This window comes from Gramella sp. MT6 (assembly GCF_019357415.1).
Classification (GTDB): Bacteria; Bacteroidota; Bacteroidia; order Flavobacteriales; family Flavobacteriaceae; genus Christiangramia.
This window is the reverse complement of the sequence record NZ_CP048410.1, coordinates 1,231,190-1,242,864: the sequence shown is the minus strand read 5'-3', so window position 1 is coordinate 1,242,864 and position 11,675 is coordinate 1,231,190. Positions and strand designations below refer to the sequence as shown.

The following is an 11,675-nucleotide window of genomic DNA, read 5'->3' as shown; positions in this document are numbered from 1 at the left end:
TTTTCTTTTTATTTTTCTGTATTAAACGTATGGTTCACCCATTGTTTGCCCCAATCTTGTTTTTCTTCCTCTGTCCATAGGTCTGGGAAGAAAGATATTCTTTGAAAACTTGGAGGAAGAAATTTTTTCCAGTTGGTACCTCCAGTCGCTTTCACGGTTGTTTTGTCTTTGCTCAAATATCTGTAGGCCGCCCCCATATGCATTAAAAGCCAATTGATATTTACATTTACATCAAGATTACGCATAGCTTTCACAAGGTCTTCATTATTGCGATCATCTTCATGCATCTTTAAGTAACGATGATATATAGTATTTCCATATACTCCATTAGCGATCCTTAAGAACCGGGGAGTATATCTCTTTTCGAATTGTTTTAAAGTGAGTGTTTTTTCACCGGTTTCCAAATCTATTCCGCCTTTTTTCCAGTAGATATTTTCGTAAAGTTCCTCTGGAGTGTTCCTCTCAGAAAAATTCTCACGGATATCTGAGGAAACAAGATTTTCCAGCGGGGTAGAATATAATTCTATCATTCTGAATTGTGCCGATTGAAATCCGCTCGCAGGAAGCAAAGCCATCCTGAACTTCAGGAACTGCTCTCTTTCCATTCCCTTGATCATCACGTCAAATGAATCTATCAAGATCCTGAAATAGCGATTTATTCTATTTAGCTTTTCAATAAAGTATGAAGCCGTTAAAGTAGCACTTTCTATGATCTGTTTTTGCTCATGGATAATGAGTTTGAAATACAGTTCGGTGATCTGATGATAAGTAATGAAGATCATTTCATCAGGAAAATGTGTATTGGTTTTTTGCAGACTTAAAAGAGTGTCTACCTCTATATAATCCCAATAGGATAAATATCGGTCGTAAAGAAGACCATCCAAATAGGACCCCATATCCTGACCCGAATTTTTAAACTTTTCTTCAAGTTTTATGATTCGTTCCGCGATCTCGGGTTTTATCTCCATGCTTAATTCATTATGATGCTAAACTGATGTTTGAGACCTTTATAAGCATCCAGATCTGCGTCCAGTGATCCAACTGCCAGATCTGCTTCGATCTTTACAGGAATTTTATTCTTATCATCACTAACCCAAAAAGTTAGACTTTCCTTTTCCTTAAATACACGACCCGCTAATACATAGGGTCTGAATTTAAGTGTTGCCAGCTTTCCGAATTTAGTTTTGATCACTTCCCTGCCTAGAAATACGAGTTTAAAATCGAGATTTTCATCATCGATGAACATGTTAAGGCGCATCTCTTTACCCGGCTTCAAACCATCAGTGTCAATTTGGTTGCGAATATAATAAAATGCCGATAACATATCGTGCACATTATTGGGTACCGAGTAGCTTTGCCGCTGATTATTTTCCTTATTATGAACATGAGCTTTGTTTTCGTCGTGATCAAAGTCTATTTCGAGATCTTTAGTATAACCACCCTCATTTATTTTTCTGATGAATTTGTAGGGTTTACCTGTCCTTTTATCTATATAGGTCTGATAATCATCATCAACCTTAAAAAAAAGGCTAAGGAGTCCGGTAGATTTACCTTTTCCTTTAATATGGTAAACCGGTTTGTTACCCAATTTAGTCTCGTCAACTTCAAGAGTTGCATAGCTGGCATTGAAAATACCGTAATGAATGCGAAATTTAAACCATTCGCCTTCTTCGAAAGCTTGCTGAGAATATAACTGGGCGGTACCAACCAGACAGAAAAGAATGGTAATTGCAAAGAGTTTTTTCATCATAATTTGTTACTAAGTATCAGTATTTCTGGGATTAATACCCTAATTACAATTACTATTCCAAAAGTATTAAAACAAAAAACCCCATCAAATTAATGACGGGGAATTTTATCTTATTAACCAACTAAAACTTAAATTATGAAAAAAATTTAAATATGATTTTTGGTAACCACTCCAAAAATGCGGTGCAAAAGTCTGATATTTCTACCTTACCCACAACAGCATAATTAAGTTTAACTAAAAATTTATTTAATTATCAATATTTCAATTTTTACACCTAAGTTTTAGCAATTTTTTAATCCTAATTTAATGTACCTCGTAAATCCTGCTCTCTTTCTATAGCCTCAAAAAGAGCTTTAAAGTTCCCTTTTCCAAAAGATTGAGCTCCTTTTCTCTGAATTATCTCAAAAAACATGGTTGGCCTGTCTAAAACAGGTTTTGTGAAGATCTGTAAAAGATAACCTTCATCATCCCTGTCTACCAAAACACCAAGTTCTTTTAAAGGCTCAAGATCCTCGTCGATCTCGCCTACCCTGTCTAAAAGATCATCATAATAGGTTTCTGGAACATACAGAAATTCTACTCCACGATCTCTTAACTGGGTAACGGTTTCGATAATATTATCTGTAGCCAAGGCGATATGCTGTACTCCTGCTCCATTATAGAAGTCTATATATTCCTCGATCTGTGATTTTTTCTTTCCTTCTGCAGGTTCATTAATAGGGAATTTAATACGACCATTCCCGTTACTCATCACCTTACTCATAAGAGCAGTGTAGTCTGTAGAAATATCTTTATCATCGAATGATACCAATTGCGCGAATCCCATCACTTTTCCGTAGAACTCAACCCATTTATTCATTTCATTCCATCCAACGTTTCCAACCATATGGTCAATGAATTTCAAACCTGTATCTGTAGATTTAGCTTTGGTATGATAAGCCCTGTAACCAGGTAAAAAAGGACCTTCGTACTCCCCTCTTTCAATAAAAAGGTGAATGGTTTCACCATATGTATGGATTCCGGAAATTACTGCCTTCCCGTTACTATCTTCGATCTCGTAAGGCTCAACATATGATTTCGCGCCCCTTTTGGTGGTCTCTTCATAACTTTTACGGGCATCGTCTACCCAAAGAGCAACAAACTTAACGCCGTCGCCGTGCTTGTTGATATGCTCATTGATCTCACCATCCTTTTCTAAAGGAGAAGTAAGAACTATTCGAATTTTTCCCTGTTGTAATACATAGGAAACACTGTCTTTTTTCCCGGTTTCCAGCCCAGCATAAGCTACCGGCTGAAATCCCCATGCATGCTGATAATAATATGCCGCCTGCTTGGCGTTTCCAACGTATAGTTCAACGAAATCTGTTCCAAGAATTGGTAGAAAATCCTCTGCTTCAGGAACTACTTTCTCTAAATTTAATGATGTGTTATCTGTAGACATTTTGTTTTAAGTTTTTTAGGATTATTGATATTGTAAAAAATTGAGGTTTAGTTTCAAAATTTTACCACATCGCTCTATCCTGTGCTGATAAATCTTCTTTCATCTTATTCTCTATCTTCTTCCTCCAACCATGATTTATGGTAAGTTTCATCTGCAATCTCCATGGCATCTTCAGTAAGCATCAAAGGCTTAAAAGTATCTACCATTACTGCCAGCTCTTCAGTCTCCACCTGGCCTATACTTCTTTCCACAGCACCTGGGTGTGGTCCATGAGGGATACCCGCCGGGTGAAGTGAAATATGACCGGCTTCGATGTCATTCCTGCTCATAAAATCTCCATCAACATAATATAAAACCTCATCGCTGTCTATATTACTATGGCTATATGGAGCCGGGATACTTTCTGGATGATAATCATATTTTCTCGGGCAGAAACTACAAACCACAAAGGCATCAGTTTCAAAGGTTTGATGCACAGGTGGCGGCTGATGTACCCTACCTGTTATGGGTTCAAAATCATGAATTGAAAAGGCATATGGATAATTATAGCCGTCATATCCAACCACATCAAAAGGATGGGTCGCATAAACCATATCAAAGATCTCCCCTTTTTTCTTGATCTTAATAAGGAAATCACCTCTTTCATCGTTAGTTTCCAGTTCATGAGGCTGCCTTAAATCACGCTCACAGAATGGTGAATGTTCCAATAACTGCCCAAACCAATTCCGGTACCTTTTCGGCGTGTAAATTGGTCTTCTGGACTCAACGATAAAAAGTCGGTTATTTTCATCGTCAAAATCTATTTTATAGATGGTCCCTCTTGGGATCAATAAATAGTCTCCATATTTAAAATCCAGATTTCCTAAATGAGTACGCAGCTTTCCGCTTCCTTTATGAATAAAAAGAAGTTCGTCTGCATCAGCATTTTTATAAAAATAATCCTGGGTAGAACCCTGGGGAGAAGCCAGGACTATATCGCAATCTGAGTTAGTAAGTACTGGCTTACGACTTTGCAGATAATCTGGATGTGGCGTTACCTGAAAACCCTTTAATCTATATGATTTCAGGTTATTCTCAATAGCTATCTTAGGTCTCGCATCATATTTTCCCTTGATCTCCTTGACCTGGGTTGGACGATGTTCATGGTATAAATTAGAAGACATTCCATCAAAACCGATGGTGCCAAAAAGTTGCTCATAATAAAGGCTACCGTCTGGCTTCCTGAATATCGTATGACGCTTATGTGGAATTTTACCTAGTTTATGATAAAAAGGCATAATTTTTAGTTTTTGAATCGATCAGAATCCATGAAATCTTTAAGATATTAGGATTTTTTCGACTTTATTTTTCGATTTATACAAATATCATGAAAATTTAGCGAAACATTCTTAAAAGTAGACTAAAAACAAGGCCCTGGATGATCAAATTACTAAAATCACTTAACATCTTTAAAACCAGAATCCAAGGCTAAAAAACCAGTAACTTTCCCCTACTTCAGGGGAATAGGTATATTTTACTTCCATAGGCCCCATAAATGTTTCAAGGCCATATCCTAAAGCATACCCGGTATAGTCTGGCCATGTGAACCAGTTACCGGTTGTATACAACCTATCTTCTACATTAGCGATATTAGCACTGGCGATAATATGGTTTTTACGGGCTATCTGATAATCAAATTCAAATAGAGCCTGAATATAACTATCTCCACTGAGGCTTAAAAAGTCGTAACCATAAAATGGTTTGACATTGTTTATAAAATCATTCCCATAGCCGCCGAGAAAAAAATCTAAAACCTCGGTACCGTCATTCCCTATTTTAAAACCTGTTTCCGTAGAAATTCGTGCGCTAAATCTATTGAATGGCGTTACAGCATACCCAATAGCTCCCTGCGCGATTGAAAATTCAGCAAAATTATTATTATAATCACTTGAGTACAGGTAAACATGAAAGTCACCATTGAAACTCACCCCTTTAGTTGGGAAATACTTATTATCGTAGGAGTCATATTTTAAATAACCAAACGCACTGGCGTAATGACTATTATCGAATATCAACTCATTATTCCGATTGCTAAAATCATTAAAACTGGTACTGCTAAATTTTAAATACTTATGCTCCAGCCCCGCACCGATAGAAAAAACCTGTTGAAATAAAGTTTCAGCATATAGCTGATTCGTTACATCCTCAAAATTGACTTCAAGTTCAGCAATGGAAGAAGGTGTATCGTCGCCTTCAATCCTTCTTATGCTATTAAGGTTTATGTACTTTTCAAAAGTATTATATCTTGAGTTCAAGCCTACGCTCCAGTAATAACCCTTATCCAGATAATAATTGAAATTATACCTGAGGTTATCTCCAACAATAAGATCTATAGATGCGACGTCATTGGTAAAAAGCAAACTCTTCCTAGTAAGGTTCACCAGGGCACTGCTCTTATATAGTTCGTCATAATGCAAACCCAACCTTAAAAGCATTTTGTTTTCACTCTCCTCGATTTGCATGGCGAGGATATAATTCCCATTCTCATCCTTCGGAATCAATTGGTAATTTATCCTGTCGAAGTTTCCCGTAGCCGAAAGGTTATTGATACCAATATTAAGATCCTCGAAATTATAAGGTTCATCGTAATCCAGCTTGAGCTTACCCTGCACATATGCCCTGGGATAGGTGTTGTTTCCTTCCAGGGTTAATCCACTAATATTGAACGTATCAATCTTCCTTACTTTTTCGCGATGAAAACCATCTTCAGTTTTCTCGGCCAGTTCCTTTAACTGAGGTAATTTTCTTGAGGCAGCTACCTTACCAGAATCTATGATCGCGTGACCATCTTCAAAGGACATTACTGAAAATGGAGAAATATCTGGTTTTATATAAATGTCGGTCATAGGGATCTTTTCCTTCATATCTCCAATCGTCCTGAAATTGCTGATCTGCGACATGATCTCAAAAACACTTCTCAATTTATCGCGTTTCACCAGGGTGTCCTGCACGTCTACCCCAATTATAATATCGGCTCCCCTGCGTTTTAATTCCTCCACTGGGTAATTATTAGCCACTCCACCATCTGTTAACAACTGGTCATCAATTTTGATCGGACTTAAAATAGTAGGGATCGCACCACTCGCAGAGATCGCCTTAGCGAGGGAACCGCTATCCAGGATCACAGCCTCTCCCGTTTCAACATTGGCGGCTACACAGAAAAAAGGGATCTGTAATTCGCTAAAATCGTTCACATCACTTACATGCATGGTAAGCCTGGACATAAGGTTATAGATATTCTGTCCTTTAAACAGACCTGTAGGAAATGAAATATCGAAATTGTCAAAAGGTAAGGTTATGGCATATTTTTCCGAATCCTCCTTTTCATAAAAAGTCTTGGCCCTTCTTGGAATATCATCCTGAATAAGGATATCGAAATTGGTCTGATTGAAGATCGAATCCAGCTCATTCGCGGTATATCCTGAAGCATATAATCCACCGATAATGGCACCCATACTGGTCCCTCCAATATAATCGATCTTAATACCTTCTTCTTCCAGTATCTTTAGCACCCCGATATGCGCCAGCCCTTTTGCTCCCCCTCCACTTAGCACAAGCCCAACTTTAGGTTTATCATTATCCTGACAGAACCCAATAAATGTTGAGAGGAAGAATAAAAAAGCTAAAAATTTACGCATTTATCCGGTGTGGTAATGGTTAAAAATTATTCCTGCCTTAGAAGCTCCAATTACTTCTGACAGGTCCTTTTTTGAAGCCTCCTTGACCCTTTTCAGGGACCTGAAATGCTTAAGCAATTCAACAACTGTTTTCTCACCAATCCCTTCTATCGACTCCAGTTCTGTATTAAGCGCTGTTTTACTTCTTTTATTGCGATGAAAGGTAATACCAAATCTGTGAGCCTCATTTCTTAACTGCTGAATAACCTTTAATGTTTCAGACTTTTTATCAAGATAAAGCGGAATAGGATCTTCAGGATAAAAGATCTCTTCCAGCCTTTTAGCAATACCTATAATAGCGATCTTCCCCCTAAGGCCAAGATCATCCAGAGCTTTAACACCGCTTGATAACTGACCTTTTCCTCCATCTACAATAATTAGTTGCGGGAGTTCCTCACCTTCATTGAGAAGCCTACGGTATCTTCTAAAAACAACTTCTTCCATAGAGGCAAAATCATCTGGGCCTTCCACGGTCTTAATATTAAATTTACGATATTCTTTCTTACTTGGCTTACCGTTCTTGAAAACAACGCAGGCGGCCACAGGATTTGTACCCTGGATGTTCGAATTGTCGAAGCATTCTATATGTCTCGGTTCTTTACTCAGCCTCAAGTCCTCCTTCATCTGTGCCATAACCCTGTTCACATGCCTGTCTGGGTCTACGATCTTCATTTGTTTGAACCTTTCCTGACGGAAATATTTTGCATTCCTCTCAGAAAGTTCCACGATCTTCTTTTTATCTCCGAGTTTAGGGACTGTTATCTTTACATCTTCTCCTACATCTACTTTAAAGGGAACGAAAATTTCTTTTGAATTAGAACTGAAGCGCTGACGGATCTCCACTATAGCCAGTTCCAGAAGTTCCCGGTCGCTTTCGTCCAGCTTCTTTTTCATCTCGATCGTATGAGAACGAATAATCGCTCCATGGGAAAGCTGAAGGAAATTCACATAACCATAACCTTCGTCGGTAACCACTGAAAATACATCGACATTATTGATCTTTGGATTTACCACGGTAGATTTAGACTGGTAATTCTCCAGTACATCGATCTTGTTCTTGATACGCTGCGCGTCTTCGAATTCCATATTTTCAGCATGCTCCTTCATCTGATTTCTAAAACGCTGCAGGGAATCTTTAAAATTTCCCTTAACGATCTGCCGGATTGCTTCAATATTGTTGTTATACTCTTCTTCAGACTGAAGAGCTTCACATGGGCCTTTACAATTCCCCAGATGGTATTCTAAACACAGCTTATATTTACCATTCCTGATTTTATCTTCAGCCAGATCGTAATTACAAGTCCTTAATTTATAAAGACCTTTAATAAGGTCTAGTAAAGTATTCACAGTTTTAAAACTGGTAAAGGGTCCGTAATATTCACTACCATCCTTGATCAATCTCCTGGTAGGAAAAACTCTGGGAAAACGTTCATTTTTAATACATATCCACGGATAGGTCTTATCATCTTTCAGCATCACATTAAAGCGAGGCTGAAGCTTTTTAATAAGGTTATTCTCCAGTAAAAGCGCATCAGTTTCAGAAGAAACCACGATATGCCTAATCTCATGTATCTTTTTCACCATCACCCCAATGCGATGGCTATCGTGATTTTTGTTGAAATAAGAAGTGACCCTTTTTTTAAGGTTTTTAGCTTTACCCACATACAGTATTTTCCCGTTCTTATCGTAATATTGATAAACTCCCGGGCTGTTGGGCAAAGTTTTTAACTGAACGTCCAAAGCAGGTTTTTCCATTAGTTCAAATTTAAACATAAAAAACCGCCAGCTAAATCTTTTTCAAGATGCCTGCTAAATTTTAAGAATATCTTAGAAAGGGATTGAAAAGTTGGATAATCTTTGCTTTACTTTGCAGTACCAAAGGTCTTAAGCCTTTTTAGTATATTGCAATATGGAAAAAATAGTGATCGGCAGGTTTGATAAAGCAGATTTCCCGGCTTTACAGCTTAACGACATTGCCATAAAAATTGATACCGGAGCCTATACTTCCTCTATTCATTGTGATAATATTATTGAAAAAGACGATGCAATACATTGTACTTTTTTAGATGATGAACATCCGCTTTACAACGGAAAAGAGTTTGTTTTCGATGATTATGATATCGTATTTGTTAGAAGCAGCAATGGGATTATCCAGAAAAGGTATCAGGTTCAGTCAAATATTAAATTGTTCGGGAAAATCTTTAAAATCTCATTATCTCTTTCCTCCAGGCAGGAAATGAGATTTCCGGTTTTAATTGGAAGAAAGTTTTTAACAAAAAAATTTATAGTGGACACAGAATTGATCGATGTGTCTTATAACAAAAAGCTAGATGAAGATACGAATTCTATCAAGAAACCCTAGACTATACTCAACAAGCAGATTGGTCGAAGCGGCTAAGAAAAGACATCATGAAGTAGAAGTGATAGATCCTATAAAATGTGATCTCATCATTGAAAAGAAAAAACCCACTATTTATTATAAAGGTCACTGGCTGGAAGAAACCGATGCGGTTATTCCCAGAATCGGAGCGTCAGTGACATTTTTTGGTACGGCCGTGGTAAGACAATTTGAAATGATGGGAACTTTTACCACTACAGAATCTCAGGCACTGGTTAGAAGTCGTGACAAGTTAAGAAGCCTACAGATCCTATCCAGAGCAAGATTAGGATTACCAAAAACAGTTTTTACGAATTACTCTAAAGATGTGACCGAGATTCTCGAGCATGTTGGTGGAGCCCCGGTTATCATCAAATTACTAGAAGGAACCCAGGGCCTTGGAGTGGTACTTGCCGAAACTCAGAATGCGGCAGAATCTGTAATCGAAGCATTCAATGGTTTACAGGCCAGGGTGATCGTTCAGGAATTCATTAAAGAAGCCGGTGGTGCAGATATTAGAGCATTCGTGGTAGATGGGCAGGTAGTTGGAGCGATGAAAAGGCAGGGGAAAGAAGGAGAATTCAGGTCCAACCTGCACAGAGGTGGATCTGCTTCGGTCATCCAACTAACAGACGAAGAAGAAAATGCTGCGATTAAAGCCGCTAAGGCAATGTCGCTTGGGGTAGCCGGTGTAGATATGCTGCAAAGTAGCCGTGGACCACTTATCCTTGAAGTGAACAGCTCTCCGGGACTGGAAGGAATAGAAGAAGCTACTGGAAAAGATATTGCAAAAACCATCATTAGATATATTGAACGAAACGTATAGTATATGCCTCGTATAGACAAGAACAATGTTCTTGAAATTTTAGGTGAAAAAGTACTACCCGGAAAGGGAGCAACCATAAATTTTAATATGGCTAAGCTCTACACCACTACTTCGGTAGAAGTTCCGGTTATCATTGAACGTTCTAAAAAACCGGGTCCGGTAGTGCTTTTAACCGCCGGTATCCATGGAGATGAGATCAACGGTGTGGAGATCGTTAGGCAGATCATTTCTAAAGGGGTAAATAAACCCCGAATTGGTACGGTGATCTGTATTCCTATCGTGAATATCTTTGGGTTTTTGAACATGGCAAGAGAATTTCCCGATGGTCGTGATCTAAACCGGGTATTTCCTGGAACCAAGCATGGTTCGCTGGCCAGCCGATTTGCTTACCAATTCGTAAAGAAGATCTTACCAATAGCAGATTTTTGTCTGGATTTTCATACCGGTGGAGCCGCAAGGTTCAACGCGCCGCAGATAAGGGTAAAAAAAGGAGATGAGCAGAGTATAAAATATGCCAGGATCTTTAACGCGCCTTTTACCATTCATTCCAAAACGATCACAAAATCATTCAGGGAAACCTGTTCAAAATTAGGGATACCCGTTTTACTGTTTGAAGGTGGTAAATCTTTAGACAGCAATAAGGATATCGCCAAGTATGGGGTTGATGGTGCTATGAGAATTTTAAGCCATCTAGATATGCTGAATCCTAAATTTGACTATCCAGATGTAAAAAAAGAAACCGTAGTAATTGCTTCCAGTTCATGGTTAAGGGCGAAATACAGCGGATTACTGCATGTTAAGATCCCTTGTGGCAAACATGTTACCAAAGGAGAATATATCGCTACCATTACAGACCCATACGGTAAATTCAGCCATAAAATAAAATCCCCCAGTGAAGGTTATGTGATCAACATCAATGAATCTCCTATCGTTTACCAGGGAGACGCTATTTTTCATATTTCTATGCAACCAAAGACCGAAGATCATGAACAAGGCACAGCTTAGAAAGAAATTCAAGGATCTGAGACTGGAACTAAAAGATGCTGAAATTGAAAAAATGAGCCTCGAGATCGCGAACAGGTCATTGGAATTGCCGGTTTGGGACTACAGATATTACCATATTTTCCTAAGTATTCCTGAGCAAAAAGAAGTAGATACAGAGTTTTTACTGCATATTCTGCAGGGTAAGGATAAAGAAGTGATCATTCCAAAAACCGATCATAAAACTGGAGGTCTTTTGAATTTTCTGTTGACAGATCAAACCGTGATCAAGAAGAATAGGTGGAATATCCCTGAACCACAGGATGGGATTGAAGTTCCCAGTGAAAAATTAGATGTAGTTTTCATCCCGCTTCTGGCTTTCGACAAATCCGGTCATCGCATAGGTTATGGCAAAGGATTCTATGATAAATTCCTGGCGGGTTGTAAACCTGAGGTAATAAAGATCGGACTTTCATTTTTTAAGCCGGTGGAAGAAATAAAGGAAATTTTTAGCAGCGATATCCCTCTGGATTATTGTGTCACCCCAGATAAAATTTATGAATTCGGCACAAAATAATTTTTGT

The 11,675-nt window shown here is 38.3% G+C and carries 10 protein-coding genes; 4 read left to right on the top strand and 6 right to left on the bottom strand.

Features of this window, described 5'->3' with window-relative positions; translation table 11 throughout:
• Window positions 1–8 precede the first annotated feature (8 nt).
• From G3I01_RS05690 to uvrC, 6 genes are all read right to left on the bottom strand, one after another.
• Entirely contained in the window at window positions 9–968 is a 960-nt protein-coding gene (locus G3I01_RS05690) for a tryptophan 2,3-dioxygenase family protein (RefSeq protein WP_219551915.1), read from the bottom strand.
• 2 nt (window positions 969–970) lie between these two features.
• Window positions 971–1,747 carry a DUF3108 domain-containing protein gene (locus G3I01_RS05685; RefSeq protein WP_219552775.1) on the bottom strand — a complete coding sequence of 259 codons (777 nt, stop codon included), beginning with the start codon at window positions 1,745–1,747 and terminating at the stop codon, window positions 971–973.
• 301 nt (window positions 1,748–2,048) lie between these two features.
• The gene (gene hppD, locus G3I01_RS05680; protein ID WP_219551914.1) at window positions 2,049–3,191 is read right to left on the bottom strand and encodes a 4-hydroxyphenylpyruvate dioxygenase; all 1,143 of its coding nucleotides are present in this window, start codon (window positions 3,189–3,191) and stop codon (window positions 2,049–2,051) included.
• Window positions 3,192–3,295: 104 nt separating this feature from the next.
• Window positions 3,296–4,468, bottom strand: a complete 1,173-nt coding sequence (locus G3I01_RS05675; protein ID WP_219551912.1) for a homogentisate 1,2-dioxygenase — start codon at window positions 4,466–4,468, stop codon at window positions 3,296–3,298.
• A gap of 171 nt (window positions 4,469–4,639) precedes the next feature.
• Window positions 4,640–6,868: a patatin-like phospholipase family protein gene (locus G3I01_RS05670; RefSeq protein WP_219551910.1), complete on the bottom strand. Its 2,229-nt coding sequence runs from the start codon at window positions 6,866–6,868 to the stop codon at window positions 4,640–4,642.
• Window positions 6,869–8,662, bottom strand: a complete 1,794-nt coding sequence (gene uvrC, locus G3I01_RS05665; protein WP_219551908.1) for an excinuclease ABC subunit UvrC — start codon at window positions 8,660–8,662, stop codon at window positions 6,869–6,871.
• 154 nt (window positions 8,663–8,816) lie between these two features.
• Here uvrC and G3I01_RS05660 point away from each other — a divergent pair, with 154 nt between their 5' ends.
• The 4 genes from G3I01_RS05660 to G3I01_RS05645 are packed head-to-tail and all read left to right on the top strand — an operon-like array spanning window position 8,817 to window position 11,668.
• On the top strand, window positions 8,817–9,269 hold the full coding sequence (locus G3I01_RS05660; RefSeq protein WP_219551906.1) for a RimK/LysX family protein: 453 nt from the start codon (window positions 8,817–8,819) through the stop codon (window positions 9,267–9,269).
• Entirely contained in the window at window positions 9,238–10,110 is an 873-nt protein-coding gene (rimK, locus tag G3I01_RS05655) for a 30S ribosomal protein S6--L-glutamate ligase (protein ID WP_108171058.1), read from the top strand. The genes G3I01_RS05660 and rimK overlap by 32 nt, the downstream gene beginning before the upstream one ends.
• A 3-nt stretch (window positions 10,111–10,113) precedes the next feature.
• Window positions 10,114–11,115, top strand: a complete 1,002-nt coding sequence (locus G3I01_RS05650; protein WP_219551904.1) for a succinylglutamate desuccinylase/aspartoacylase family protein — start codon at window positions 10,114–10,116, stop codon at window positions 11,113–11,115.
• The gene (locus tag G3I01_RS05645) at window positions 11,096–11,668 is read left to right on the top strand and encodes a 5-formyltetrahydrofolate cyclo-ligase (RefSeq protein ID WP_219551902.1); all 573 of its coding nucleotides are present in this window, start codon (window positions 11,096–11,098) and stop codon (window positions 11,666–11,668) included. The genes G3I01_RS05650 and G3I01_RS05645 overlap by 20 nt, the downstream gene beginning before the upstream one ends.
• Window positions 11,669–11,675: the final 7 nt, after the last annotated feature.